This is a genomic window from Kitasatospora sp. NPDC092286 (assembly GCF_044755565.1).
In the GTDB taxonomy this organism is placed as follows: Bacteria; Actinomycetota; Actinomycetes; order Streptomycetales; family Streptomycetaceae; genus Kitasatospora.
This window is the reverse complement of the sequence record NZ_JBIVRD010000003.1, coordinates 52,095-78,842: the sequence shown is the minus strand read 5'-3', so window position 1 is coordinate 78,842 and position 26,748 is coordinate 52,095. Positions and strand designations below refer to the sequence as shown.

General features: G+C 75.0%; 17 protein-coding genes. 13 read left to right on the top strand and 4 right to left on the bottom strand.

Features of this window, described 5'->3' with window-relative positions; translation table 11 throughout:
• Nucleotides 1-65: 65 nt before the first annotated feature.
• Nucleotides 66-1,028 carry a hypothetical protein gene (locus ACIQIB_RS04930; protein WP_400651452.1) on the bottom strand — a complete coding sequence of 321 codons (963 nt, stop codon included), beginning with the start codon at nt 1,026-1,028 and terminating at the stop codon, nt 66-68.
• Nucleotides 1,029-1,450: 422 nt separating this feature from the next.
• On the opposite strand from ACIQIB_RS04930, the gene ACIQIB_RS04925 reads away from it, so the two are divergent.
• From ACIQIB_RS04925 to ACIQIB_RS04885, 9 genes are all read left to right on the top strand, one after another.
• Nucleotides 1,451-2,797: an MFS transporter gene (locus tag ACIQIB_RS04925; protein ID WP_400756702.1), complete on the top strand. Its 1,347-nt coding sequence runs from the start codon at nt 1,451-1,453 to the stop codon at nt 2,795-2,797.
• 138 nt (nt 2,798-2,935) lie between these two features.
• Complete coding sequence (locus ACIQIB_RS04920) at nt 2,936-4,255, top strand: non-ribosomal peptide synthetase (RefSeq protein WP_400756699.1); 1,320 nt, start codon at nt 2,936-2,938, stop codon at nt 4,253-4,255.
• Between the two features lie 184 nt (nt 4,256-4,439).
• The gene (locus ACIQIB_RS04915; RefSeq protein ID WP_400756696.1) at nt 4,440-7,607 is read left to right on the top strand and encodes an amino acid adenylation domain-containing protein; all 3,168 of its coding nucleotides are present in this window, start codon (nt 4,440-4,442) and stop codon (nt 7,605-7,607) included.
• Nucleotides 7,604-8,821: an acyl-CoA dehydrogenase family protein gene (locus ACIQIB_RS04910; protein ID WP_400756693.1), complete on the top strand. Its 1,218-nt coding sequence runs from the start codon at nt 7,604-7,606 to the stop codon at nt 8,819-8,821. The genes ACIQIB_RS04915 and ACIQIB_RS04910 overlap by 4 nt, the downstream gene beginning before the upstream one ends.
• Nucleotides 8,818-10,671: an amino acid adenylation domain-containing protein gene (locus tag ACIQIB_RS04905; RefSeq protein ID WP_400756692.1), complete on the top strand. Its 1,854-nt coding sequence runs from the start codon at nt 8,818-8,820 to the stop codon at nt 10,669-10,671. The genes ACIQIB_RS04910 and ACIQIB_RS04905 overlap by 4 nt, the downstream gene beginning before the upstream one ends.
• A gap of 58 nt (nt 10,672-10,729) precedes the next feature.
• A complete protein-coding gene (locus ACIQIB_RS04900) occupies nt 10,730-12,670 on the top strand; it encodes an amino acid adenylation domain-containing protein (RefSeq protein WP_400756690.1) in 1,941 nt (646 codons plus the stop codon).
• A complete protein-coding gene (locus ACIQIB_RS04895) occupies nt 12,667-15,603 on the top strand; it encodes a condensation domain-containing protein (protein WP_400756687.1) in 2,937 nt (978 codons plus the stop codon). The genes ACIQIB_RS04900 and ACIQIB_RS04895 overlap by 4 nt, the downstream gene beginning before the upstream one ends.
• Nucleotides 15,604-15,688: 85 nt before the next feature.
• Nucleotides 15,689-16,789 carry a polyprenyl synthetase family protein gene (locus ACIQIB_RS04890; RefSeq protein ID WP_400756684.1) on the top strand — a complete coding sequence of 367 codons (1,101 nt, stop codon included), beginning with the start codon at nt 15,689-15,691 and terminating at the stop codon, nt 16,787-16,789.
• A 526-nt stretch (nt 16,790-17,315) separates the two neighbouring features.
• Complete coding sequence (locus tag ACIQIB_RS04885; RefSeq protein ID WP_400756682.1) at nt 17,316-18,800, top strand: trypsin-like serine protease; 1,485 nt, start codon at nt 17,316-17,318, stop codon at nt 18,798-18,800.
• Nucleotides 18,801-18,893: 93 nt separating this feature from the next.
• Here ACIQIB_RS04885 and ACIQIB_RS04880 read toward each other — a convergent pair whose 3' ends face one another.
• The 3 genes from ACIQIB_RS04880 to ACIQIB_RS04870 form a co-directional block, all read right to left on the bottom strand.
• Nucleotides 18,894-19,679: a GNAT family N-acetyltransferase gene (locus tag ACIQIB_RS04880; protein ID WP_363608141.1), complete on the bottom strand. Its 786-nt coding sequence runs from the start codon at nt 19,677-19,679 to the stop codon at nt 18,894-18,896.
• Between the two features lie 95 nt (nt 19,680-19,774).
• Nucleotides 19,775-21,082 carry an MFS transporter gene (locus ACIQIB_RS04875; RefSeq protein ID WP_400756679.1) on the bottom strand — a complete coding sequence of 436 codons (1,308 nt, stop codon included), beginning with the start codon at nt 21,080-21,082 and terminating at the stop codon, nt 19,775-19,777.
• Nucleotides 21,079-21,684, bottom strand: a complete 606-nt coding sequence (locus ACIQIB_RS04870) for an ArsR/SmtB family transcription factor (RefSeq protein ID WP_400756676.1) — start codon at nt 21,682-21,684, stop codon at nt 21,079-21,081. Before ACIQIB_RS04870 ends, ACIQIB_RS04875 begins: the two co-directional genes overlap by 4 nt.
• Nucleotides 21,685-22,600: 916 nt before the next feature.
• On the opposite strand from ACIQIB_RS04870, the gene ACIQIB_RS04865 reads away from it, so the two are divergent.
• Genes ACIQIB_RS04865 through ACIQIB_RS04850 form a run of 4 tightly spaced genes read left to right on the top strand, consistent with a single transcriptional unit; the run spans nt 22,601 to nt 26,743 of the window.
• Nucleotides 22,601-23,665 (top strand): phytanoyl-CoA dioxygenase family protein, encoded by a 1,065-nt coding sequence (locus tag ACIQIB_RS04865; protein WP_400756674.1) that lies wholly within the window; start codon nt 22,601-22,603, stop codon nt 23,663-23,665.
• Nucleotides 23,647-24,960 (top strand): DUF6271 family protein, encoded by a 1,314-nt coding sequence (locus ACIQIB_RS04860; RefSeq protein WP_400756671.1) that lies wholly within the window; start codon nt 23,647-23,649, stop codon nt 24,958-24,960. The genes ACIQIB_RS04865 and ACIQIB_RS04860 overlap by 19 nt, the downstream gene beginning before the upstream one ends.
• 19 nt (nt 24,961-24,979) lie before the next feature.
• Nucleotides 24,980-26,173, top strand: a complete 1,194-nt coding sequence (locus ACIQIB_RS04855; RefSeq protein ID WP_400651490.1) for a type III PLP-dependent enzyme — start codon at nt 24,980-24,982, stop codon at nt 26,171-26,173.
• Nucleotides 26,174-26,743, top strand: coding sequence for a GNAT family N-acetyltransferase (locus ACIQIB_RS04850; RefSeq protein WP_400756669.1), 570 nt, complete (start codon nt 26,174-26,176; stop codon nt 26,741-26,743).
• Nucleotides 26,744-26,748: the final 5 nt, after the last annotated feature.

The following is a 26,748-nucleotide window of genomic DNA, read 5'->3' as shown; positions in this document are numbered from 1 at the left end:
TCCTGCCTTCGAGGGCTAGGGCTTGTCCGACAGTTCGCGGCGCGGCGGGAATTGTCAGACAAGCCCTACCTGCGGTAGGGGTTCTCCGCGCGCAGCGCCCGGTCGATGATGTCGCTGACGTCCCGGTCGGCGAAGGCCGCGGGGAGCGGGAGCCGGAGCTGCTCGAAGAGGCGCCGGGCCTCGTCGACGGTCGGGTCGTCGCTGAGCGGCTCGGTGTCCCGCAGGTCGAGCTTGACGGCCTGCTCCCGGTAGTGGTGCAGCTCGGTGAGGTAGTAGTCGTACAGGGGACGGCCGCGCTCCACGTACAGGCTGACCCGGCGCGGATCGTCCTGGGTGATGATCAGGCACGAGGCGGAGAGGTCGAAGCGCAGCGTCGGGACGACGGCGGAGAGGTGGACGTCGATCTCCAGGGTGTCGAGCCGCTGCCGGTACCAGCACGCGGCGAACACCGTGGCGTACGACTCCTTGCGGGTGCGCTCCACGCTCCAGCCGTCGGCGGGCAGGACCTCCGGCCGGTGGCCGAAGGTCTGCCGGAACCGCGCGTAGGAGGCGCAGGCCCGCTCGTCTCCGGGGTGCACGATGTCGATCTTGACGGTGAGGGAACGGCGCCTGCGCTGCGCCTCGCGCACGCACTCGGGCAGGGTGACGGCCCGCAGGTAGGTGCCGGTGCCGCCCTTGAACACCCAGCGGTCGGTGTCCTGTCGCGCCAGCTCCAGGGCCCGTTCGAGGTCCACGCCGGCCAGCTCGCGCACCGAGGCCAGACTGTCCAGCGCCTGCCTGGCGCCGGCCGTCGCCTCCCGGATGTCGGTGATCCGCCGCTTGCGCTCGGCCAGCGATCCGTAGACCACCGCCGCCAGCACCAGCAGGGTGGCCCCGGAGACGACGTTGTCGTCGATGGCGCCCCCGAGCATGTCGAGGAGTCCGACGACCAGGGCGCCGCAGAAGGCGATCACACCGTCCGAGTTCCTGAGCGCCCAGGCGATCGCGGCCTCCAGTCGCCGTCCGGGCTCCCCGTCTCCGCGTGCCACCGGCGCCACCTCCTCCGACCACCAACATGGTAGGTCGGGGAGGCAGTTGACGGCCAGACAGCCGCACGTTCGGGATGCGGCCGGGGGCGCTCGCGCGGGCGTGCGCCGGTATCACGGCAGCGCCAACGGAGGGTGATGCTCCGTCAGGGATTCACCGGATCCGGCCAAGTTGCGGGAGTGTGTCCGGTGGCGTGAACACGCATGTCCGAATATCGGACCCGCTGTTGGGCGTCGGGCCGTTTCCTTTGCCAAGTCATGACCTTGCTGGTCCCGGCGGCGCGGACGGCCCCGGTGGGGCGGCTGGGGCGGAGGCGACCCCTGGGGCAGCTGGGGACGGTGGCGCGATCCGGCCGTTCCGGGAGGCGTCCGGAAACATTCCCGCCGGTTGCTCCGTATCGGATCCGTCACCGAGAGTCGTACTGATGAACGACATTCCTCGTCGTCCGGCACGGGACCGCCTGCTGGGCCACCGCGACTTCCGCCTCCTGCTCTCCGGCGCCGCCGCCGCCCAGGTGGGCAGCCAGGTGACCCTGGTCGCGCTCCCGCTGGCCGCGGTCCTGGAGCTGGACGCCACACCGTTCCAGGTCGGTCTGCTGACCGCCGCCGAGACCGCCGCCTTCCTGCTGGTCGGCCTGCCCGCGGGCGCCTGGCTCGACCGGACGCGCAAACGGCCCGTACTGATCCGCGCGGACGTGGTGCGCTGCCTCGCCGTCGGGTCGATCCCGGCGGCCGCCGCGCTCGGCGTGCTGACGATGACCCAGCTCTACCTGGTGGCCCTGGTCACCGGGGTGGCCACGGTCTTCTTCGACGTGGCCCACCAGTCCTTCCTGCCCGCGCTGCTCCCGCGCGAGCACCTGGTCGGCGGCAACGGGGCGATCGAGACCGTCCGCTCCTCCGCCCAGGTGGCCGGCCCAGGACTGGGCGGCGGGCTGGTCCAGCTGCTCGGCGCGCCGCTCGCGATCGCCGCGGACGCGGTCGGCTACCTGGCCTCGGCGGTGCTGCTGTCCGGTATCCGGACCGAGGAACCCGCGCCCCGGCCGGTGCCCGGGCGGTCGCTGCGCGCGGAGGTCGCCGAAGGCGTCCGGTTCGTGCTGCGGCACCCGCTGCTGCGGGCGATCGCCACCGCCACCGCCGTCTCCAACCTCTTCGGCGCCGTGCTGATGGCCGTTCAGACCGTCTTCTGGGTCAGGGTGCTGGAGCTCTCGCCCGCCGCCATCGGCGCGCTGCTCTCGGTCTCGGCCGTCGGCGGCCTGGCCGGCGCGCTGTGCGCGGGGTGGCTGGCCGGGCGGGTCGGCCAGGCCCGGCTGATCTGGCTCTCGGCGGTTGCCACGGCGCCGTTCGCGATGCTCTGGCCGCTGTCCGGCGGGGGAGCGGGGGCGGTGCTGTTCGGGCTGGGCTCGGGGGTGGTGCTGTTCGGCGCGGTGGTCTACAACGTCGCCCAGGTGAGCTTCCGCCAGAGCGTCTGCCCGCCCGAGCTGCTCGGCCGGATGAACGCCACCATGCGCTTCCTGGTCTGGGGCACCCTGCCGCTGGGCGCCCTGGCCGGGGGCGCCGTCGCCGCCGCGGCCGGACCGCGGACGGCCCTCTGGGTCTGCGCCGTCGGGTTCCTGGCCGTCCCGGTGCCGCTGCTGCTGTCGCCGCTGCGCGGCCTGCGGGAGCTGCCGACCGGTGGGGCGGACGGGGCGGGGCCGGCGGATTCCGGGGCGGCCGGGCCCGAGACCGTGGCCGGGCCGGCGACCGGCGCCGACGGGGCGGGACCTGCCCACTGACCACGTTCACCGGCCACATCCGCTGACCCGCCCGCCCGCCGACTCCGACCGGCCGCGTGCCGCCGGACGGCCCGGTGGCCGCCCCGACACGCCTTTACACGCCCCGACACGCCTCGAACCGAAAGCGGGCACCCTTCCGTGCAGCCCAGCATCACCGCCGCCTACCTCACCCGGTACCGGTCCGTCGCCGCCTCCGGCGGGCCGGCCGGCCTGCTTCCGCTCACCGGAGCCCAGCGCCGCTTCCTGATCTCCCGCCGGCTCGACCCGCAGGGCCGCCCGGACGTCGTGCCGCTGTTCTTCGGCTATCCGCGCGGCGCCGTGGACCTGCCCCGGCTGCGCCGTGCCGCCACCCGGCTGGCGTCCCGCCACCCGGCGCTTCGCGGCGGCTTCGCGACCGTCCGCGGCACACCCGTGCTGCGGCTCGGCGAACCGTCCGTCGAGGTGGCCCGGGTGACGGTCGGGCCCGGCGACACGGCGCGGGAGGCACTGCGCCGTGCCCTGCTCGACTGGCCGGCCGACGGGCCGGCGCTGCGCCTGCTGCTCGCGGCCGGGCCGGACGACGACGAGGAACTGCTGGCGCTCGCGCTGGACCACGCGGTCTGTGACGAGCAGTCGCTCGGCCTCGCCACGGCGGAACTCGGCGCGGCCTACACGGCGGACGGCGCGGCGGTCGCAGCGGCCACGGAGACCGCGGAGGACGGGCGGCTGTCCGGGCCGGGGCCGGCCGCCGACGGCCTGGCCGCCTACCGGGAGGCGGTGGAGCTCCAGCTGGCCGCAGAGGCCGCCGCCGCGAGCCCCGCCGCGCATGCCCACTGGGCCGCCCGGCTCGGCGGACTGAGCGGCGGCCCGGCGCCCTCCGGCGCGGCGCCGCGCCCCACCGGCATGGTCGTCCACCGGCTGCCCGCCGTGACCGGCGCGGCCCGCGCCGCGCTCTTCCCCGCCCTGCTGGACGCCGTCTCGGTCGCCGCGCACCGGGCGTTCCGCCCGGACCGCGCGCTCGCGCTCGGCTACCCGTGGGGCGGCCGTCCGCCCGGTGCGCCGCCGGTCCTCGGCTGCTTCCTGAACACCCTGGTGCACCCGGCCGCCGCCGGAACGGCCGGCGACCTCGGCGCGCTCGGCGCCGCCTGGTGGGACGACCTCGACCACGCCGACACCCCGTTCGACGAGCTGGTGCGCGCCGCCCGGTCCGCCGGGGCGCCCTGGACGGGAGCCCTGGACGCGGCGCTGACCTTCGAGGACCTGGACCGGCGCCCGCCGCTGGTGCTCGCCGGGACGGCGGGCCGGGAGACCCACCTGGCCGGGCGGCCGCTCGCCGCCCCGCTCGCGGTCTCGGCCTCGCACGGGGACGACCTGCTGGTCCGCCTCGCCTGGGACCGCGACCGCTGCCCGGACGCCGCCGCCGAGGCCGCGTTCGAGGCGCTGCTGTCCACGCTCCGCCACCACCTGGGCGCCGCCTGATCCCACCCGGGCGCGCCCGCCTCCCTCCGACCCTCCGTCCGCCCGCGACCACCGTCCGCCCGAACCACCGGTGTCCGGCGCCACCACCCCCGGCGCCCGCACCGACCCGAGGGGCGGGTCCACCACGCCCGCCCGCCGTCCGATCCCGAACGAACACCCACCCGCCACAGCCAAGGGACCGTCCATGTTCGCTCTCTCCTCCTCGCAGGAGATCGTCTGGCTGCACGAGCAGATGCTGCCGGGCAGCCGCGCCTACAACTTCACCGCCGCCCTCGACCTCTGGGGCGCGCTCGACCCCGACGCGCTGCGCGCCGGGCTCACCGCCGTGCTCGCCCACCACCCCGGCCTCCGGCTGGAGCTCGTCGCCCGGCCGGAGGGCGTGCCCGGCCAGCGGGTCGGCGCCCGGACCGAACCGCGGCTGCGCACCAGCGACCTCTCCGGCGAGGCCGACCCCGAAGGCGCCTTCCGCGCGCTGCTCGCCGCCGAGGCCGAGGAGCCGCTGGACACCACGCAGGCGCCCCTGCTGCGCTGGCACCTCGTCCGGCTCGGCGAGGACCACCACCGGCTGATCCACGTCGAACACCACCTGGTCCACGACGGGCACTCGTTCGCGATCCTGCTGCGCGACCTGTTCACGGTCTACCGCGGGCACGTCCTTGGCGAGCCGGCCGAACTGCCCGCCGCCCCCTCCTACGAGGAGCACGTCCGGACCGGCACCGACGGCTCCCGGGACGGGGACCGCGCCCGCGGCCTGGAGTTCTGGCGCCGCGAGCTGACGGACGCCCCGCTCGCCCTGACCCTGCCCGGGCTGGCCCGCCCGGGGGCGGTCCGCCGCCACCGGGGCGGCCAGCTGCGCCAGTCGATCGGCGCCGACCTGGCCGAGCGGCTGCGCGACCGCGGCCGGCAGGACGGCCACACGCCGTTCAGCACCCTCCTCACCCTCTTCGCCGAGCTGCTGCGCCGCCACAGCGGCCACCGGGAGCTGGTGGTCGGCACCGCCGTCGGCAACCGGCCGCCCGGCTTCGAGGGCACCGTCGGCATGTTCGTCAACACGGTGCCGCTGCGGCTGCGGCTGGACCCGGCCGCGCCCGGTACCGAGGCGGTGGACGAGGCGACCGACGTCCTGCTCCGCGCCCTGCCCCACCAGGACGTGCCGGTCCAGGAGTTGACGCGGCTGCTCGGGCTGCACACCACCGGGGCGGACAACCCGCTGTTCAGCGTGATGTTCAGCGCGCACGACGCGGCGCTGCCCGACGTCCAGGCGCCGGGCCTGGAGGTCTCGCTGTACGAGGGCTTCAACACCGGCACCACCCGCTTCGACCTGGACCTGGTGCTGCTGCCGGACGACCGCCGGGTGGTCGGCGAGAAGCACGGCGCCGCCGGGATGACCCTGGTCTGGGACTACGACGCGGACCTCTTCGGCGAGGAGACCGCCGGGCTGCTGGCCGAACGCCTGCTGGAGCTGCTGCGCTGCTACCTCGACCGGCCGCAGGCGGCCCTGGCCGAGCTGGCGGCCGGGCCCGTCCCCGCCGCCGGGCCCGTGGTCGAGGCCGCCGCCCCCGTCGTCCTCGACCCGGCCGCCGCGCAGGACCCGGCCGCGCTCGCCCTGGTCGCCGGCGCCGAGCGGCTCACCTACGGCGACCTCGACCGCCGGGTCGGCGCGCTCGCCGACCGGCTGAGCGCCGCCGGAGTGACCCCCGGCCAGCCGGTGGCCGCCGTGCTGCCGCGCGGGGTGGACAGCGTGGTCGCCCTGCTCGCCTGTCTGCGCCACGGCGCGGTGTACGCCCCGCTGTCCGCCGAGGACCCGGCGGCCCGCCTCGGCCTGCTGCTGGAACGGCTGAGCCCCGCCCTCGTCCTGGCCACCCGGCAGAGCGCGCTCGCCCTGCCCGCCGAGGGCGTCACCCCGGCGCTGCTGGACGGTCCGGCGTTCCCGAAGGCGGAGCCGGCCGCGGTGCTCGACGGCGCCGCGTACCTGATCCACACCTCGGGCTCGACCGGTGTGCCCAAGCCGGTGCTGGTCGGCCGGGACGCGCTGGCCGGCTGGGTCGCCGCCCTCGCCCGCCGGTACGGGCTGAGCCCCGCCGACCGGGTGCTGCTGTTCGCCCGGCCCTCCTTCGACGTGGCGCTGGAGGAGGTGCTGCCCTCGCTGGCGGCCGGCGCCACCCTCGTCCTGCCGCAGCGCGAGGTGCCGACCGGGCCGGAGCTGGTCGCGGTGCTGGCCGCCCGCGGCGTCACCGTCGCCAACCTGCCGACCAGTTACTTCCTGGCCGTCCGGGAGGACCTGCGGGAGGCGCTGGCGGACGGGCGGTGGTCCCCGCGGCTGCTTGTGCTGGGCGGTGAGCGGCTGCCCGCCCGGGCGCTGCGCGGTCTGACCGACGGCACCGCCACCACGGTGCTGAACGCCTACGGCGTCACCGAGGCGACCGTCACCTCCACCGTGCACGAGGTCACCGCGGCCGACCTGGCCGGGGATGCCGAGATCCCGCTCGGCGTCGAGCTGCCGGGCGTGCGGGTGCACGTCGTGGACGAGGGGCTCCAGCCGCTGCCCGCCGGGTGCGTCGGCGAGCTGGCGGTCGGCGGCGCCGCGCTGGCCGACGGCTACCTCGGCCTCCCCGATCTCACGGACGCCCGGTTCGTCGCGGTGCCGGCGCTCGGCGGCGAGCGGGTGTACCGCACCGGCGACCGCGGGTACCGCGACCTGACCGGCCGGCTCTGGTTCCTCGGCCGCCGGGACAACCAGGTCAAGCTCCGCGGTCACCGGATCGAGCTGGAGGAGATCGAGGCGGCCGCCTCGGCCGAACTCGGCGGCCGGTCCTGCGCGGTGGTGCTGCACCAGGACCAGGACCAGGACCAGGACCGGGACCGGGAGCAGAGTCAGGGGCAGGGGCAGGACGTCGGCCCCCGTCTGCTCGGGTTCCTGGAGGGCACCGGACAGCCCGACCAGGCCGCGCTGCACGCCGCCCTCGCGCTGCGGCTGCCCGGCGGGCTCGTCCCGGCCGTCTGGACGGCGCTGGACACCATGCCGACCCTGCCCGGCGGCAAGCCCGACCGGGCCGCCCTCGCCCGGATCGCCGCCGAACTGCCCGCCCCCGGCGAGCGGACCGCGCCGACGGCCACCGCCTTCGCCGACCCCGGCCAGCACCTGGTCGCCGAGGCCTGGCGCGAGGTGCTCGGCCACGACCGCTTCACCGCCGACTCGCACTTCTTCGAGGTCGGCGGCCACTCGCTGCTCGCCGCCCGGCTGGCCGCCTGGCTGGAGCCGCACCTGGGCGGCCGACCGGCGCTGCGCACGCTGTTCCAGCACCCCGTCCTCGCCGACCAGGCCCGCGTCCTGACCGGAGGCGCCCGGTGAACGCCGCACCCTCCGCCGTCCTGGAACGCGACCACCGCGAACTGGTCGACGCGTTCGAGAGCTTCGTCCGCCGCGAACTCGTCCCGCTGGCCGCCGAACTGCCCGAGACCGCCGACCAGCCGCCCGCCGAGCTGCGCGCGTACGTTCGCAAGCGCTCGGCCGCGCTCGGCTTCTACGCCGGCGACTACCCGGAGGAACTCGGCGGCTCCGGCATGCCGTTCACGGCCGTGGTGCTGCTGCACCACGCGGCGGGCCGCAGCGGCTGCCCGCTGGCGCCGTACGCGCTGGCCGGTTCGGACGGCCCGAGCCCGCTGCTGCGGCACGGCACGCCCGAGCAGATCGAGCGCTGGCTGCTGCCGCTGGTGCGGGGTGAGGCGGCCCGCTGCCTGGCCCTCACCGAACCGCACGCCGGATCCGACGCGTTCCGGCTCACCACCACCGCCGTCCGCGACGGCGACGGCGACGGCTGGGTGATCGACGGCCGCAAGACCTTCGTCAGCAACGCCGACCGCGCCGACCTCGCCCTCGTCGTCACCGCCACCGACCTCGGGCGGGGCGCCGGCCCGACCGCCGGAGCCACCGCCTTCGCCCTCCCGATGGACCAGCCGGGACTGCGGATCGGCCAGCGGTACGAGGGCATGTCCGGCGAGCCGCTGTTCGAGCTGACGCTCGACCGGGTCCGGGTGCCGATGGACGCGGTGATCGGCGGAGCCGAGGGTGTCGGCGCCGCCACGGCCCTCGCCATGGAGAGCCTCTCCCGGGGCCGCCTGGTGGTCGCCGCGATGTGCAACGGCGTCGCCGAGTACGCGCTGCGGCTCGGCGTCGAGTACGCCCGGGAACGGCAGGCCTTCGGCGAGCGGATCGGGAGCTACCAGCACGTCCAGGAGCACCTGGTGAGCACCCGGGCCGAGGTGGAGGCCGCCAAGCTGCTCACCCTGGCCTGCGCCCGGCTGGTCGACGACGGTACCGAGGCGCCCGAGAACGCGGCGCTCGCCAAGCTCACCGCCTCCGAGACCGCCGTCCGCGCGGTGGACCGCTCGCTCCAGGTGCACGGCGCCACCGGCTGGGTGCGCGGGCACCCGCTGGAGTTCCTGTACCGCTACGTCCGGATGATGACGATCATCGAGGGGACCTCCGAGGTCCAGAAGGTGATCGTCGCGCAGGCCATGGGTCTGGGCCGGCCGACCACCACCCGCCCGGAGGGCGCGATATGACGAACAATCAGGTTGATTCCAGCGTCGCGTACGGCCGCCCGCACCAGGACGGCGCCGTGCTCGGCCTCTTCACCGACTGGGTCCGCCGGACCCCGGACGCCCCGGCGCTCGTCGACGGTGCGCGCACCTGGAGCTACGCCGAACTCGACCGCCTCGCCGACACGCTGGCCGACTCCCTGCGCGACCGGGTGCGTCCCGGCGACCTGGTCGGCGTCTGCCTGGACCACTCGGCGGGGCTGGTCGCCGTCACCCTGGCGGTCGCCCGGCTCGGCGCCGTCCACCTGCCGCTCGGCCCGCGCCCCGGCGAACGCCGGCTCCAGGCCGTCGCCCGCAACCTGCGACTGGCCTGCCTGGTCGGCGACCCGGCGCTGCTGCCGCCCGCCCACGCCGGGGGCGAGCACCTCCCGCTCTCCGCCCCGCTCGCCGGGGCGGTCGCCGACCCCACCGTGGTCGCCGCCTTCGCCCCGGCCCCGGCCGGCGCGGTCGGCGCCCCGGCCGGCACCCACTACGCCGTCCTCACCTCCGGCTCCACCGGCACCCCCAAGGCGGTCGCCGTCGGGGAGCCCTCCCTCGGCTCCCTGCTGCACTGGTACCGCGAGCTCACCGGCCTGGGCCCCGGCGACCGGCACAGCCTGCTGATCGGCGTCGCCTTCGACCCGCACGTGAAGGAGCTCTGGGCCACCCTCACCTCCGGCGCCGCCCTCGTCGTCGCCCCCGAAGCCGTCCGCTGGGACCGGGGCGCGCTCACCGACTGGTGGCGCTCGGCGGGGATCACCGTCAGCGTGCTGCCCACCCCGCTGGCCGAACCCGTGCTCGACCGGCCCTGGCCCACCGGGCTGGCGCTGCGCCACCTCGGCATCGGCGGCGACCGGCTGCGCCGCGCCCCCGGCCCGGACGTCACCGCCACCGTGCACAACATGTACGGGCCGGCCGAGGCCACCGTGGTCACCACCACGCACACCATGGCGCCCGGCGCCGACCACGGCACCGGCGCGCCGCCGATCGGCCGGCCGGTGCCCGGCGCGGTGCTGCTGGTCGCCGACGGGGCGGGCCGGCCGGTGCCGCGCGGACACTCCGGTGAACTGTGGATCGGCGGCCGCTGCCTCTCCCTCGGCTACCTGGACGAGGAGCTCACCGCCCGCCGCTTCGTCCCCGCGCCGGACGGGGTGGAGGGCGCCGACCGCGTCTACCGCACCGGCGACCGGGTGCTGATGCGGCCGGACGGCGTGCTGGAGTTCCTGGGCCGCCTCGACGACCAGGTCAAGGTCAGCGGCGTCCGGATCGAACCCGCCGAGGTCGAGGCGGCGTTCGAGCGTGATGCCAGGGTCCGCCGGGCCGTCGTCGCGGCCAGGCAGGACCGGGCGGGCGGGGTCCAGCTGGTCGCCTTCGTCCAGCCGGCGCCGGGTGACGGCGGTCTGGGCACCGGCGGCCCGACCGGTGCCGAGCTGCTGCCGGAGGTCCGGGCCTGGCTGCCGGAGCAGGCCGTGCCGGCCGTCGTCCGGGTGGTCGACGCATTCCCGCTGGACGCCAACGGCAAGGTCGACCGGGCCGCCCTGCTCGCGGCCGAGGAGGAGACCCGCGGCGCCGGGGCCGCCGAGGAGGGTGCCACGCCCACCGAGCGGACCGTGCTGCGGCTCTGCCGGGAGCTGCTGGGCCGCCCCGACCTCGGTCCGCTGGACAACTTCCTCGACGCGGGCGGCAATTCGCTCGCCGCCGCCCGTCTGCTGGCGGCTCTGGAGGAGGAGTACGAGGTCCGGCTGCGCGCCCCCCAGGTGCTGCGCCAGCCCGACCTGCGCGGCGTCGGGCGGCTGGTCGAGGAGAAACGCCCGAGCGCCGTCGCCGCCTCCTGACCACACGCCGTAGCAGGGCGCCCCGGCGCGAAGCCGGGGCGCCCGGAAGGGAACCACCATGTCCGCACCCACCATGCCCTCAGCCACCATGCCCGCACCCGCCAGGCCCGCGGCCCTGTCCGCGCCGGGCGGCTCCGTTGCCGGGGCCGACTCCGTCCCCGTCCTGATCGCCCGGCAGGCCGACCGATGTCCGCGGGCGCTCGCCGTGACGGACGGCTCCACTGTCCTGACGTATCGTCAACTGATCACTTCCGCGCGACAGCTGGCCGGTGAACTGGCCGCGCGCGGGATCGTCCCCGGCAGCGCCGTCGGCCTGCTCTGCGCCCGTTCCACCCGCCTGGTCGTCGCCCAGCTCGCCGTCTGGTGGGCGGGCGGCCACGTCGTGCCGCTGGACCCGGCGTACCCGCGTCCGCGCACCGCCGCGATGATCGAGGACGCCGGGGTCCGGCTCACCCTCGGCGACAAGGCGCTGCTCGCGGAGGCCGGTCTGCCGGCCGGCCAGGTCCTCGTGCTGGCCGCCGCCGGGCTCACCGACGCCCCTGACGCCTTCGATTCCCCTGATGCCTTCGAGGCTCCCGAGAGCCCGGAGGCGCCGGCCGTGACCGGCCCGGTGGCGGTCGCCCTGGTGATCTACACCTCCGGTTCCACCGGCCGCCCCAAGGGCGTCCAGGTACCGCACGGCGCGGTCGCCGACCTGGTCGCCGCCCCCGACGCGATCGCGCTCGGCCCAGGCGACCGCGTGCTCTTCCACTCGCCCGCCACCTTCGACGCCTCGACCTTCGAGCTCTGGGCCCCGCTGGTGCGCGGCGCCGCCGTCGCGGTCTCGCCCGCCGAGCGGCCCACCGCCGAGGAACTCGCCCGCGACATCGAGCGGTTCGGCGTCACCACCGCCCTGTTCACCACCGCCCTCTTCCACCGGCTGGCCGCCCGCGAGTCGCGGATCTTCGGGGTGCTGCGCACGCTGCTCGTCGGCGGCGAGGCCCTGTCGCCCGGGCACGCGGCCACCGTGCTGCGGGCGTTCCCCTGGCTCGACCTGGTCAACGCCTACGGGCCGACCGAGTCCACCACCATCACCACCCTGCACCGGATCGGCCCGGCCGACCGCACCGGGCAGGTGCCGATCGGCCGCCCGTTCGGCGGGGCCCGCACCGTCGTCCTGGACGAGCGGCAGGCCCCGGTGCCCCCCGGCACCCGCGGTGAGCTGTGGATCGGCGGCGCCCGGCTGGCCCTCGGCTACCTCGGCCGGCCGGACCTGACGGCGGAGCGCTTCCGGGACATCCCCGGCCTCGGGCGGGCCTACCGCAGCGGCGACCTGGTCTCGGAGCGCCCGGACGGCACCCTGGAGTTCCACGGCCGGCTCGACGACCAGGTCAAGGTCCGCGGCTTCCGGATCGAACCCGGAGAGATCGAGCACGTCCTGCGGCAGGACCCCGAGGTCGCCGAGGCGGCGGTCGTGGTCCGCCGCCCCGGTCAGGAGGACGCCGTGCTCGCCGCGTACGTCGTCCCCGCCGAGGGCACGCGGCCGGTGGCCGAGACGCTCCGCCGCCGGCTGGCCGACCGGCTGCCGGCCCACCTGGTACCCACCGCCTGGACCGTGCTGGACGCCCTGCCGTTCACCGGCACCGGCAAGGTCGACCGCCGCGCGCTCGCCGCGGACGAGCCGCCGGCCGGGACCGGCCCGGCCGCCACCGCCCCACTGACGCCCATCCAGCAGGCCGTCGCCGAGGCCTGGTCACGGGCCCTGGAGCGCCCGGTGACCGCGCCGGACGCCGACTTCCTCGCCGAGGGCGGCCACTCGCTGCTGGCCATGTGGGTGGTCGACGACCTCCGGGAGGACCTCGGCGTGGAGCTCTCGCTCGCCGAGTTCCTCGACCACCCCACCGTCGCCGCCCAGGCCGCCCTGATCGAACGCGCCCTCCTCGCCGCCCACGGCGAGGCGGCCGCCGCCGGCCCCGTGCAGCACGTGCAGCACGGGGAGCACGGGGAGTCGGCCCGATGACCGCCACCGACCAGGCCGCCCGGCAGGCCGACCTGCTGCGGCTCGCCCGCCGACGGGCCGGCGCCGGTCCCGCCCGGACCGCCCCCGCCCGGACCGGTTCCGCCCCAGCTGGTTCCGCCCGCACCGGTTCCGTTCCGGCCGGGCAGACCGCCGAGGGCCCCGCCCCGCTCTCGCACGCCCAGCAGCGGATGTGGCTGATGGACCGCCTCGGCCAGGGCGGCGCCGGCTACCACGTACCGCTCGCCACCCGCCTGCGCGGCCCGCTCGACACCGAGGCGCTGGCCGCCGCCCTCACCGCGCTCACCGCCCGCCACGCCGTCCTGCGCACCCGCTACGGGCAGCGGGGCGACCACCCCTACCAGGAGGCCGCACCGGCCACCCCGGTACCCGTCCCGGTGCTGCCCGCCACCCCCGAGGCCGCCCCCGCCCTGCTGCGCACCGAGGCCGGGCGCCCGTTCGACCTCGCCGCCGGCCCGGTCCTGCGGGCCCTGCTCCTGCGGCACGGCCAGGACGACCACACCCTGCTGCTGACGCTGCACCACATCGCCGTCGACGGCGGCTCACTGCCCGTGCTCGCCGCCGACCTCGCCGCCCTGTACCGGGCCGCGCTCACCGGGCAGCCCGCCGACCTGCCCCCGGCCGGGCCGCAGTACGCCGACTACGCCCGCTGGGAGCGGTCCCGCGACGCCGAACTCGCCGCCGCCGCCGGCACCTGGGCCGCCCGGCTCACCGGTGCCCGGCCGGTACCGCTGCTGCGCCCCGTCCCCCCCGGCCCGGGTGCCCGGCCGGCCGCCCTGCACACCGCGCCGCTCACTCCGGAGACCCTGGACGGCCTGCGGCGGCTCGGCACCCGGCACGGCGCCACCCTGTTCACCGTCGTGCTGGCGGCGGCCTTCGCCACCCTGCGCCTCGCCACCGGCGAGCCCGACCTCACCGTCGGCTGCGCCAGCGGCCACCGCGCCCGGCCCGAGCTGCGCCGGACGGTCGGCCTGAGCGTCAACACCCTGCCGGTCCGGGCCGACCTCTCCGGGGAGCCGACCTTCACCGAGGCACTGACCCGGGTCCGGAGCGCCCTGCTCGACGCGCAGGAACGGCGCGACGTCCCGTTCGACCTGGTCGTCGAACGGCTCGGGGCCGCCGCCCGGGGCGAGGGCGGCCATCCGCTGCTCGCCGTCAGCTGCGACCTCGTCCGGCCGGCCGGGGCCCTCGCGCTGCCCGGCCTGGCGGCGGAGGCCGTCGACATCGACCTCGGGCTCGCCAAGTTCGGCCTCGCCCTGCTGGTCGAGGACGGCCCACGGCCGCGCTGCCTCGTCCAGCACGACGTCGCGGCGCTCGACGAGGCCGCCGCGGGCCGGCTGCTCACCGGGTTCGCCGACCTGCTGACGGCCGTCGCGGCCGACGCGGACCGCCCCCTCGCCGGCCTGCCCGCCGCCCCTGGTCCCTGGTCCGGTCCTGACCGCACAGGCGGACCGGCGGCCGGGCCCGACCACCCCGCCGTCGGCGCGCTGCTGGCCGACCCCCGGATCGTCGAGGCCGCCGTGGTGGCCGCCGAGGGCCGGCCGGCCCTCGCGTACGCGGTGGTCCGCGGCCCCGCCTCGCCGAGCGGCACCGAGCTGCGCGCCGCCCTGCGCCACCGCCTCCCGGCCGACCGGCTCCCCGCCGCCGTCACCCTGGTCGACGCGCTGCCCCGGCACCCCGACGGCACGGTCGACCGGGCCCGGCTGCCCGGCGCGCCCGCCGCCCGCGAGTCCGAGGCGCTGGCGGCGGTGCGGACCGTCTTCGGCGAACTGCTGAGCGGCCGGCCGACGGCGGACGCGGACTTCTTCCACCTGGGCGGCCACTCACTGATGGCGGTTCAGCTGGCGGAGCGGCTGCGGGCCCGCACCGGCCTCCCGCTGACCGGGCTCGACGTCCTGGAGCAGCGCACCCCGCGCGCCCTGGCCGGGCTGCTCGACACCCGCGCCGCCGAGCGCCGCGCCGCCACCGCCGCCCGGCCGACCGGCCACGCCCGGCCGGCCGCCCGTCACCGCACCACCCGGGCGGGCACCGTGCTGCTCACCGGCGCCACCGGCGGGGTCGGCGCCGCCGTCCTGCAGGAGCTGATCGCCCAGGGCCGCCCGGTCCGGGCGCTGGTCCGGCCCGAGTCGGCGCACCTGGTGGCGGCGAACGGGGCCGAGGCCGCCGAGGGGGACCTGGCCGACCACGACAGCCTGCGCCGCGCGGTCGAGGGCGTCGACGCCGTCATCCACGCCGCGTGCACCTTCACCGAGCACCGGACCGACCTCGCCGCCATGCGGACCCTGGTGGACGGCTGGCGGGGCGGCGAGTTCGTCTTCGTCAGCAGCGTCGACGCCTACGGCCGACCGGCCGCCGCCGACGTCCCCGAGGGCGCCCCGGCCGAGGCCCCGGTCAGCCCCTACGGGCAGACCAAGCTGGACTGCGAGCGGATCCTGCTGGCCGCCGCCGGGACGGGCGGGCGCGGCGCGGGCACGGTGGTGCGTTCCCCGATCGTCTGGGGCCCGCACCGGCGGCTGCGCGACCAGCTCCGCTGGGGCTCCACCGGCGCGCTCTACCAGGCCGCGCTGGCCGGCCGGCCGATCGTGCTGCCCACCCCGGCGGCGGACGGCCACGGCTGGTACGGCGCCTCCTGGGTGCACTCCGCCGCCCTCGCCCGGGCCGTCGTCGGCTGCGCCGACGGGACCGGCCGGGCGTCCGGGCGGACGGTCAACGCCGTCACCGGCCAGGTGGCCTGGGCCGAGCTGGCGGCCGAGCTGGTGCGGCTGCTCGGCTCGCCCAGCGCCGTCGAGCTGCGGGCGGACGCCGAACCGGAGCTGCGGCGACCCTGGCACTACCGGGCCGAGGCGCTGGCGGACCTGCTCCGCCCGGAGCCCGGCGAGGACTGGCGCAGCGTGCTCGCCGCCATGGTGCGGTAGTCGCGACGGGCCCCGGCCGGGCACACATCCGGCCGGGGCCCGCCCCCGCTGCCGGTCCGGTCCGTCCGGCTGGAAGGGTGGGCCCATGGACGAGACGATCATGGCCGCCGCCCACGAACGGGCCGCCGCCCACGAACGGGCCGCCGCCCACCGGCGCCGCTTCGACGCCCGCTTCGCGGCGTACTTCGCGGCCCTGCCGGAGCACCTGGACACCCCGGCGCTCAGCCGCTTCACCCCCCGCTGCCTGGAGCTCCTGCGGGAGCTCTCGCTGCGCGGCGGCAAGCGGCTGCGGGTCGCCCTGCTGTACGAGGCGGCCCGGCTGGTGACCGCCGAGCCGGTGCCCGGGCTGGCGGAGGCCGCGCTGAGCATCGAACTGCTCCAGACGCACGGGCTCGTCCACGACGACATCATCGACGACGCGCCCGTCCGGCGCGGCGGCCCGTCGACGTACTACGCCTACCGCGGGGAGTTCCCGGCCGGGGAGCGGACGGCGCTGGGCCTGGCCGTGCTGGCCGGGGACCTCGCGGCCTTCCTGGCCATGCGGGTCCTGCTCGACGCGGAGGTGCCGGCGCGGCTGCGGCACGCCATGCTGGAGGTGCAGCTGAGCGCGGGCGCGGAGACGGTCGTGGGCCAGATCGTCGACCTGGAGCGCGACTCCCACGCCCTGCCGGACGAGGAACTGCTGCACACCGTCTGCGAGTACAAGTCCACCCGGTACTCGGTCCTCGCGCCGCTGCGGCTCGGGCTGCTGGCCGCCGGCGAGGACCTGGCCGCCCACGACGGGCGGCTGCGCCGCTACGCGACCCTGGTCGGCATCGGCGGTCAGCTGTGCGACGACTACCTCGACCTGTTCGGCGACGAGGCCGCCACCGGGAAGTCCACCGGCGCCGACCTCCGCGCGGGGCGCCGCAGTTACGCCGTCACCGCCCTCCTGGCCGCCACCGCCGGGGCGGAGCGGGCCGTCGTGGAGTCCGCGCTCGGCGATCCGCACTGCCCGCCCGGGACGGTCGAGCGCGTCCGCGCCATCGCCCGGCAGCGGGGTGTGGACGAGCGCCTCCGCGCGGACCTGCGCCGTTACGCCGAGGCCGCCCGCGCCGAGGCCGCCGGCTGGCGCCCGTACTGGCGCGCGGAGGCGGTGGCCTTCTTCGAGGGCCTGCCGCTGTGGAGCGCCCGGCGGGTGGCCTGAACCGGCCGGTTCCCCGCGCGTCCGGGCCGTCCGCAGTGTGATGAACGGTCAGTCGCCCGGGTGTGGAGCCCATCTGAACGGAGATCACGTACCGGACGATTTTCGCCCGGCCGGTGATGGATTTCGTGTGATCATCTGCCGCTGGGCAGGTCATGGGTGATATCAGTATGAAGATCGATCCGGTGATGGGGGCGTCGCTCTCCCACACCACTGATCGGCATGCCAGAAAACGGGGGTTGTGGCGTGATGGACGCACATATCGGCGGTCGGCCGCCGGACACCGGGTTGTCGCCGGACCGGACGCGTGCCACCGTGCCCGCCCCTCTCTGAAAGCCGGACGCGGGGCAGTAGGCCCGTTTCCGTTCCCCCGCCGCCCGAGCGCGCTCCGAAGCGCCCCGGGCCGCCTTCACGAGCAGGTCCCGCCCGCCTGATCCGTTCCCCGGTCCGAACCCCGGTCCGAGTGCCGGTCTGGCAGGCGCATGCCAGTAGCCCTGCTCCTCCACCACGACCCGAAGGTGATCGACAGATGCAGTTCAAGCGTCCACGCGCCGCGTGGATGACCAGCGTTCTCGCCACCGCCGTCGCCGGCGTCTGTGCCCTCGGTACGGTCCCCGCCAACGCGGTCGTCGGCGATCCGGTGGCCGACGGCGGCTACGCCTTCACGGCCAGGCTCGACATCGGCGACGGCAAGCGCTCCTGCTCGGCGGCCCTGATCAACCCGACCTGGGTGATCACCGCCGCCAGCTGTTTCGCCGCCGACCCGGCCGACCCCTCGACGGTGACCGCCGGGAAGCCCAAGGACCACGCCGTCGTCACCGTCGGCCGTACCGACCTGGGCAGCCAGACCGGTGTCTCCGTCGACGTGATCGACCTCAAGCCGCACGCCGACCGGGACCTCGTCGTCGCCCGCCTGGCCGGCCCGGTCTTCGGCGTCACCCCGGTGACCCTCGCCGACACCGCCCCGGCGGTGGGCGACACCCTGCGCGCCACCGGCTACGGGCGCACCCAGGACGAGTGGGTGCCGAACCGCCTCCACGGCGCGGCCGTCACGGTCAAGTCGACCGCGGCGACCACCGTCGGCATCGCCGCCAAGGCCCCGGCCACCGGCGCGATCTGCAAGGGCGACACCGGCGGCCCGACCTTCCGCGAGAACGGCGCGACCGCGGTCCTGGCCGGCATCCACAGCCTCTCCTGGCAGGGCGGCTGCTTCGGCTCCACCGAGACCCGCACCGACGCGGTCGAGAGCCGGGTCGACGACATCCGCCAGTGGATCCTCGACAGCTCCTCGGTCGACCAGGCCCTGCTCGGCCCCGGCGCGCGGCTCGCCTCCGGCCAGACGCTCGCCGGCCGCGACCTGCGGCTGACCATGCGGGCCGACGGCAACCTCACGCTGACCCACAAGAACGCCCCCAACGGCATCATCTGGGCCACCGGCACCGGCGGGAACGCCGGCGCCTACGCCGAGATGCAGCCCGACGGCAACTTCGTCGTCTACACGGCCGACAAGCACCCGATCTGGAACACCGCCACCTGGAGCTCCCCGGGCGGTTACCTGAGCCTCCAGGACGACGGCAACATCGTCGTCTACAAGAAGGGCGGCGGCCCGCTCTCGGGCGGCGCGGCCTGGGGTGCCGGCTCGACCCGGATCGGCAGCACCATCGGCTCCGGCCAGCCGGTCTGGTCCGCCCAGTGGACCGAGTCCAAGTCCACCGTGCTGATCATGCAGCGGGACGGCAACTTCGCCCTGTACCGCAAGAGCGACGGCGCCCACCTCTGGTCGACCGGCACCTACACCAGCACCTTCGGCTACTTCGTCATGCAGGCCGACGGCAACGCGGTCGTCTACCCGGCGGGCCAGGGCAACGGCGTCGGTTCGGTCTGGAGCTCCGGCACCTTCTGGAGCGCCGGAGCCTTCATGAAGCTCCAGGACGACGGCAACCTCGTGATCTACAAGAAGGAGGGCGGCGAGGGCGTCGGCGGTGCGATCTGGAGCACCAACACCTTCGCCTGATCACCCTCCCCTGACCGCCTTCGCCTGATTCCCGCGCCACCCCGCAGCACCTGCCGTTGACCCCGGGTCCGCCGCACCCCGGCGGAACCGGGGTCAACGGGCGCTGAGCAGCGACTCGTTGAACTCCGCCACGACCGTGAACCCCAGCCGCCGGTAGAGGCCGGCGGCGCCCGGGTTGTCGGCCCGGACGTTGAGCCCGATGTGGTCGGTGGTGCCGGTCAGGCGGCGGCACAGCTCCGCGACACAGGCGCCGGCCGCGCCCCGGCCGCGCACCGCCGGGTGGGTGGCGACGTTGCCGATCGCGGCCACCCGGTGGGCGGGGGAGTGGACGTGCACCCCGGCGACCGCCACCAGGGCGCCGCCCTCGCGCACACCGACGTACTGGCCGGTGTCCAGCATCCGCTCGTCGAACCAGTTGCCCGGGTAGGCCACCGAGAAGAGGGCGCGCAACTCGGGCAGATCGGCCCGCCCCAGCGGAGCCGGGGCCCACGGGCCGTCGAGGTGCGGTGCGAGGCACGACCGGTCCGACAGCGTCATTCTCAGCAGCGCCGCCCGCCGCTCCACGCGGTAGACCGGGGTGAGGGCCTCCTCCGCCCGGCCGGACAGATGGGCCAGGAACCGCCGTGGCAGCACCGGCAGCATGGCCCGAAGCAGCTCCTCCAGCGACCGCCACCGCTCCTCGGGCGCGAACCCGAGCAGGGTCGGGATCTCGCCCACGGCGTAGAGCAGCGCCACCGGCCCGTCGTCCGACACCGTGTACCAGGCGGTGTGCGGCCACAACAGGTCGTCGAGGTCGCCGAGTTCGAAGAGATGCAGGCCGGGATCACCGCGGAACCGGTCGGTCAGCGCCGCCCGGTCGTGCAGGCTGAGCAGGGACATCCGCCGAGCCTACGCGCCCCGCCCCGGCCGACGGCCGCCCGGGGTGGCTTCCGAAGTGACCCCGGGGCGGCCCGGACGCCGGTCCCGGGGGCGGATCACTTCGAGGCCGCCGGCTGCGAGGGCGCTTCCCGGCCGGTGGGGGCCGCGGCTTCGCCGGTGCGGGAGGTCGGGAGGTCGCGAGTGCGGCCGATCGGGGAGAAGAGCAGGACGAGCGCGGCGAGCGGGACTCCGGCGGTGGTGATCCACATCGCGGGGCGCAGCCCGAGGGCGGTGCCGAGGACGCCGGCGAGGAGGGCGCCGAGCGGGATGGTGCCGTAGTTGAGGACGGCGGTGCTGGCCGTGATGCGGCCCAGCAGGTCGGACGGGCAGTAACGCTGCTGGAAGCCGGACTTGATCACATTGCCGGCCACGACGCCCGCGGAGACGCCGAACCCGCCCGCCACGTAGACGAGTACGCCCGTGCCCTTGGTGGTGAGCGGGATGAGCAGGGCCAGGACGGGCAGGCACAGTTCGAAGAGGATCATCGCGCGGGCGGTGCCGATCCGGGCGGCGACCCGGCGGGCGGCGAAGGCCCCGGCGACGCCGCCGCTCGCCCCGGCCGCGATCAGCCCGCCGACGGTGCCCGGGGCGAGCCCGACCTCGCGGACCAGGAAGGCCACCTGGATGGACTGAAACCCCATCAGGGACAGGTTGGAGGCGGCGCCGAACAGTGTCAGCGCTCTCAGCCAGCGGTCCCCGGCGACCAGCCGCAGACCCTCGCCGATCTCGCGGCCGAGCGCCCTGGGCCGGTCCGGCCGGGCGGGCGGCGCCTCCCGGTGCCGGATGCGGCTCAGACAGACGAGGGAGACCAGGAAGGTCGCGGCGTTGGTGAGCATGCCGTTCACCGCTCCGGCCAGTTGCGCGATCAGGCCGCCGGAGCCGAGGCCGGCGATCTGCGCGGCGGAGGCGCTGCCGTGCAGCTTGGCGTTGCCCTCGGGCTGGTCGGCGGGGTCGAGCAGGCTGGGGAGGTAGGCGGTGTAGGCGGTCTGGAAGAAGACGGCGGCGGTGCCGCTGAGCAGCGCGACGGCCAGTAGCAGGCCGGTGCTGAGCACACCGAGCCAGGAGGCCACCGGGACGGTGGCGAACAGCCCGAGCGAGAGCGCGGCCGTGGCCAGCATGATCGGGCGGCGCGGTAAGCGGTCCACCCAGACGCCGGCCGGCAGGCCGATGACCAGCCAGGGGGCCCAGGAGGCGGCGAACAGCAGGCCGATCTCGAAGGTGCTCGCGTGCAGGTCGGTGACGGCGATCAGCGGCATCGCGACCCCGGAGACGGAGGCGCCGAACCTCCCCGCGGTCTCGCCGCACCAGAGCAGCCGGAAGTCCCGGTGGCGGCGGAGCAGTCCGCCGCGTGCGTCGGCGCTCATGCGGTGTCACGCGGCTTGCGCGGGAAGGACTGGAGCTGGACCACGATCGGCAGCGCGCCGGCCTCGGGCTCGGTGCCCGGCCCGGGGGTGTGGCGGGCGATGACGGCTGCCAAGTCCTCGTTGAGGTCCTTGAGTTGTTGGGGCGTCAGTCGCAGGTGGCTCCAGTCCGAGATGGTGCCGACGTTGTGCCAGTCGTCCTCCCAGTCCTCGCTGATGTAGGAGGAGACCCGGGTGAAGTACTGCTGCACCAGCTCGTGCAGGTAGAGCGAGAGGGCGCCCCGGCTGTCGGGGTCGTCGTGGAAGTCGGCGCTGTTCAGCTGGGTGGCGACGGGCACCCGCCGCCACCAGCGCTCGCGCCTGGTGCCCCGGCCGGTCTCCTCCTCGATGAAGCCGTGCTCGGCGAGGTGGCGCAGGTGCCAGCTGACGGTGCCGGTGTTCTCGCCGAGGCGTTCGGCGAGCCGGGTGGCGGTGGAGGGGCCGTCCAGGTTGAGCAGTTCGAAGATCTGCATCCGCAGCGGATGGGCGAGCCCGCGCAGGCTGCGGGCGTCGATCCGGCGGTGGGCGCTAGCGGGCGGGGGCGACTGTTCCGGTTGCTCGGTCATGTCGGCATCCTATGATGCAGAGGACTCTCTGCATAGAGGTCTCTGCAGAGGTGTCTCTGTGGAGGAGGAGCCTGCGGTGGCGGTCGTCGGGGCGGAAGCCTTCGCGTGTTCGGTGAGGCCGTCCGCTCCGCCCGTCCGGTCGGCACGCGGCGCGCGGCGCGCGGCATGCGACGCGGGCCTCGCCGCTTATGGGCGGTGAATGGCATACCCGTCTTCGATGAATGTCGATTAACGGAACAAAAGACGAGCCGCCCGGTTCCGGTCGAGTGGAGCGATCCGCTTCCGGTGTATGTCGTTTGACGGAACAAAAGGCGGACGGGCGTGGTTCGTTCATGAGGGGCGGTGCGTTTCCGGATTTCTGGTGTCCCGTCACCGAGTCTCCCCAGGTCGAGGGTTGACACCGGAAGTTGGTCTAGTCCACCGTAGTGGAACGTAAGTTCGGCAAGGTGAAGACGGAACGAGACCCTTGCCCGATCCGCGAGTTGGCCGACCAGCTTCGCGAAGTTTGCTGTGGGTGTCCGCGTCCCGTGAGGGGCGCCGAGTACGAGGAGGTAGGAATTCCGGCTGTTTTCGCGCGGAAAACCGCCACCTCCACCGGGCAGTCGGCCGAAGCGGCCGGAGGTGCCCAGCAATTCCGTTGTCCCTGGGCCCGATCCACTTGGCGCGATATGCCACCGCAGGTCGGTTTCCGTCCTTTTCCGCCCTCGGGCGGGCCTTGCTTCAACGTGTGCGGATGAGATCGCGCCCGGCCGGCTGATTCCCCTTCGCGACAGGTGATCTCGTGTCAGCCGTCCTCTCGAACACCGTACTTCCGGCGGGCCTGGTGGTGAAGGCCGTGCCGAGGCCGTTCGCGTACCGCTCGTGGGAGCGGTCCGCGCTGTCCGGCCGCAGAAATTTCTAGCTTTGGAGTGATTGCATGTCGACGCCTGACGGATATCTGCACCGAGCAGCCTCGGACGTCCCGTACTTCAGCGCGGACGGCGAGACCTACCTGGCGCAGACGCAGCTGCGGGACATCCGGAAGTCGCGGCCGCTCCGCGTGCTCTCCGAAGAGGACTTCGAGTTCTGGCAGACCTACGGCTACGTCGTGGTGAAGGAGGCGATCCCCGCCGAGGCGGCGGCCCGCCTGCTGGAGTTCACCTGGGACTTCCAGGGGCTCGACCCGACCCGGCCGGAAGACTGGTACACCGAACGGGAGTTCCGCGACGATCTGGACCGGGACCTGTACGTCTACGGCTTCGTCGAGGCCTACCACCACCAGCTCGTCTGGGACAGCCGCCAGGCGCGGCGCGTCTACGACGCGTTCGTCGACGTCTGGGACTGCGAAGAGCTGTGGGTGACGCTGGACCGGCTCAACCTGAACCCGCCGAACGTCCGGAACCGCGACCGCAAGCTGATCGCGCCCACCGACACCGGTTTCGACATCGAGCTGCACTGGGACGTGGACACCACGCTCGGCGTGCTGCCGCAGCGGGTGCAGGGCATCATCGCGCTCAACGACACCAAGCCGGACCACGGCGGCTTCCAGTGCTCGCCCGAGCTGTTCCGGCGGTTCGAGCCGTGGAAGATCTCCCAGCCGGCCGACCGGGACCCGATCCGGCCCGCCGTCGACTGGGACGAGTTCCCGGTGGTGCGGCCCGAGCTCCAGGCCGGCGACCTGCTGATCTGGAACGGCCTGCTCGCGCACGGGGTGGCCCGCAACACCTCGGAGAGCGGCGTCCGTTCGGTCCAGTACCTGTCCATGATGCCCGCCCTGGAGGAGGCCGAGAAGCTGCGCCGCTCCCGGGTGGACTCCTGGCGCCACCTCAGCACGCCGGACTGGAACGCGACGCTGGTCGGCGACGCGACCAGGCACGAGTCCCTCCGCTACGGCACCGCCGCGCTGAACGGGCTCGGCGAGAAGCTGCTGGGGCTGAAGTCGTGGCGCGGCCAGGAGTTCGACGAGGCGACGGGGGAGCCGGAATGCGCAGAGTCTGCCTGACTCTTCCGACCAACCGGGAGTGCGTCGCGACGATCCCGGCCGTCCACGGTGAGGCGGTGTACGGCGCGGAGACCTTCGACGTCGAGGTGCATCTGCTGATCCTGGACTCCTCGGACGAGGCCACCTTCGCCCTGCACGCCAAGGCCGTCGCCGGGTTGCCCGCGGCGGCGAACGTGGTCGTGCACCACGTCGACGAGGAGCGGCAGCGCGCGTTCCTGCGGCAGGTGATCCAGCGGTCCGGGGCCGCCGAGCCGGAGCTGGTGCTGGACCTGATGCTGCCGGACGCCGTCTCCTACGGCGCCTGCACCAACCGGGCGTTCCTGATCGCCGGCGCGCTCGGCTGCCAGGCCGTCCTCCGCCGGGACTCCGACAGCGACTACCAGGTCCTCGACGGCGAACCGGTCTTCCCGCTCCACCACGAACTGCTGTCGCTCGGCAAGCGGGCGGCCGACGCGGTGCCGGGCGTTACGGACGTCGAGCTGGAGCCGGCGCTCGCCGAGCGGCCGGTGTCGCTGGTGGGCAGTTCCTTCATCGGTGAACTGTCGGTGGACATCGGCGAGATCAGGGAGCTGGACCCCGCCGTCTACTACGAGGTGGTCGGCCTCTGGGCCGATGCCGGTGCCTCGGAGGAGGAGCGCCGGGAGCTGGTCGACGACTCGTTCGTCGGCTCCGGCACCGAGCCGTTCAGTGCGGACCGGTCGACGCTGGGCAGCCCCGACATCTGGCGGCTGGACATGTGCAACATCGGCTTCGACCACGAGGTCTACGAGCGCGTCCCGCTGCCGCCGGCCACCGCCACCATCGGCAGCGACTACTTCCTGCTGCACCTGATCCGTGACGCCGCCCTGCCGGGGGTCGTGCACAACCGCAACATCGTGAACCACTACACCCCCGAGCGGCGGACCGGTCCCGGATTCACCGCCTATCAGCTGCGGTTCACCAAGTTCCTGCTGTCGATGCTCTACTTCTACCCCGTCTACCACGACATGGAGGCGGCCGGCGGGCTGCTGCTCGACGAGCAGCACCATGTGCGGGTCGCCGCGATCGCCGGCTCGGTCCGGCGCAGCGCCGGGGCGGACCGGGCGGAGAACATCCGACGACTGGACGTCCTTGACCGTTCCTACCGTCAACTGGGCGGCAAGTACGCCGAGTTCGCCGACCACCTGCGGCCCCTGCGCGAGCGCCTGCTCGACGAGGCCCAGGCGGACATCGAGTACTTCGCGCTGCTGATCGACGCGTGGGGCCCGCTGGTGCAGGCGAGCAAGGCCGTCGGCACCGACCAGCTACTCCGGTAGCCGTACCCGGAGCATCGACATGCATCAGAACACATCCATCCGCGCGGCCCTGGCGGCCGCCACCGACGACCTGCTCGTCTTCGACCTCACCGGGATCGAGGGCCAGTACGCGGCACTGCTGCGTGAACTGCCCGGTATCGCGGTGCGCTTCGCCATGAAGGCGTGCCCGGTCGACGAGGTCCTGGCCTGCCTCGCGGGGCGGGGCGCCGGCTTCGACGCGGCCAGCCCGCACGAGATCGAGCAGGCCCTCCGGACCGGCGTACCCGTCGACCGGATCCACTACGGCAACACCATCAAGTCCGACCGGAACATCGCCGAGGCGTACCGGCTCGGAGTCAGGGACTTCGCCACCGACAGTCTGGAGGACGTGGCGGCGATCGCCGCCCACGCCCCCGGCGCCCGGGTGTTCTGCCGCCTCGCCACCACCGGGGAGGGGGCGCTCTGGGGCCTGAGCCAGAAGTTCGGCTGCTCGGCCGACGACGCCGTCCGGGTGCTGGAGGCCGCGCGGGCGGCGGGCCTGACACCGTCCGGCCTCTCGGTCCATGTCGGCTCGCAGCAGATGACCTCCGAGGCCTGGCAGAGCGCCCTGGACTCGCTGGCCGACGTCCTGGTGACGCTGAACCGGCGCGGGATCCTGCTGGACCACGTCAACCTCGGCGGCGGCCTGCCCGCGCTCGGCTGTCTCGACAAGCGGGGCCGGCTGCTGGACCCGCCGCTGGACAAGATGTTCGCCGTGCTCCGGGAGGGCATGCAGCGCCTGCGGGAGGTGTCGGAGTCGCCCCTGGAGTTCCTCATGGAGCCGGGGCGGCACCTGGTCGCCGACCACGGCGCCATCCGGGCCCACGTGTCCCGGCTGTCGTCCCGTCAGCAGCTCACCGGTGAGCGGCAGCACTGGCTCTACCTGAGCTGCGGGAAGTTCAACGGCCTGTACGAGATGGACGAGTTGCGGTACCGGCTGGAGTTCCCCACCCACCCCGGCGGGACGTCGGTGCCGGCCGTGGTCGCGGGCCCCACCTGCGACAGCGACGACGCCTACGCCCACGAGGGCGACCTGGTCCCGGTCCCCGAGGCCGCCGCCTCGGGTGATCCGGTCTGGATCCACTCCTGCGGTGCCTACGCCACCAGCTACGCGACCCAGGGTTTCAACGGCTTCCACCCGCTTCCGTACACCTGCGTCCGCGGTGCCGGCGACTCCCCGGGAGGTTCTGAGTAGATGGACGACGACATCCGCATCCGGCGGCTGGCCGACGACGACTGGGAGGGCGTCGCGGCGCTGGAGGCCGGCGCCTACAGCGCGAGCGGTCTCTCCGAGGGGCGGGCCGCGCTGGAGTCCCGGGGACGCTCCTCGCCCACCACCTGCTTCGCGGTGGAGCGCCGGGGGCGGCTGGGCGGCTATCTGCTGTCCCTGCCCTACCCGCTGTTCCACTGCCCGGACCTGGCCCGGGAGGAGCGGGCCGGCTTCCGGTCGAGCAATCTGCACGTGCACGACGTGGTGATCGCCGAGGAGTTGCGCGGCCGGGGGCTGGCCCCGCGGCTGCTGAACCACCTCGCCCGGACCGCCCGGGCGCAGGGGTACGAGCGGCTCTCCATGGTGGCGGTCGGCGGCACCGAGGTGCTCTGGTCCCCGCTGGGGTACAGCGCGCACCCCGAGGTCGCGTTCCCGGAGAGCTACGGCGCCCACGCGGTCTACATGTCCATGGCCCTGGGGGCGGCCCCGGCCGAGCCCTCGAAGCACACCAGCGATCCGTTGTACGGGTCACCACCGAAAGACGAAGTGGGCTGATTCAC

Excerpts from the sequence above, each read along its gene's own strand:
- ACIQIB_RS04925 (WP_400756702.1), top strand. The coding sequence starts at position 1,451 with ATGAACGACATTCCTCGTCGTCCGGCACGGGACCGCCTGCTGGGCCAC.
- ACIQIB_RS04915 (WP_400756696.1), top strand. The coding sequence starts at position 4,440 with ATGTTCGCTCTCTCCTCCTCGCAGGAGATCGTCTGGCTGCACGAGCAG.
- ACIQIB_RS04905 (WP_400756692.1), top strand. The coding sequence starts at position 8,818 with ATGACGAACAATCAGGTTGATTCCAGCGTCGCGTACGGCCGCCCGCAC.
- ACIQIB_RS04900 (WP_400756690.1), top strand. The coding sequence starts at position 10,730 with ATGTCCGCACCCACCATGCCCTCAGCCACCATGCCCGCACCCGCCAGG.
- ACIQIB_RS04895 (WP_400756687.1), top strand. The coding sequence starts at position 12,667 with ATGACCGCCACCGACCAGGCCGCCCGGCAGGCCGACCTGCTGCGGCTC.
- ACIQIB_RS04890 (WP_400756684.1), top strand. The coding sequence starts at position 15,689 with ATGGACGAGACGATCATGGCCGCCGCCCACGAACGGGCCGCCGCCCAC.
- ACIQIB_RS04885 (WP_400756682.1), top strand. The coding sequence starts at position 17,316 with ATGCAGTTCAAGCGTCCACGCGCCGCGTGGATGACCAGCGTTCTCGCC.
- ACIQIB_RS04880 (WP_363608141.1), bottom strand. The coding sequence starts at position 19,679 with ATGTCCCTGCTCAGCCTGCACGACCGGGCGGCGCTGACCGACCGGTTC.
- ACIQIB_RS04875 (WP_400756679.1), bottom strand. The coding sequence starts at position 21,082 with ATGAGCGCCGACGCACGCGGCGGACTGCTCCGCCGCCACCGGGACTTC.
- ACIQIB_RS04870 (WP_400756676.1), bottom strand. The coding sequence starts at position 21,684 with ATGACCGAGCAACCGGAACAGTCGCCCCCGCCCGCTAGCGCCCACCGC.
- ACIQIB_RS04865 (WP_400756674.1), top strand. The coding sequence starts at position 22,601 with ATGTCGACGCCTGACGGATATCTGCACCGAGCAGCCTCGGACGTCCCG.
- ACIQIB_RS04860 (WP_400756671.1), top strand. The coding sequence starts at position 23,647 with ATGCGCAGAGTCTGCCTGACTCTTCCGACCAACCGGGAGTGCGTCGCG.
- ACIQIB_RS04855 (WP_400651490.1), top strand. The coding sequence starts at position 24,980 with ATGCATCAGAACACATCCATCCGCGCGGCCCTGGCGGCCGCCACCGAC.
- ACIQIB_RS04850 (WP_400756669.1), top strand. The coding sequence starts at position 26,174 with ATGGACGACGACATCCGCATCCGGCGGCTGGCCGACGACGACTGGGAG.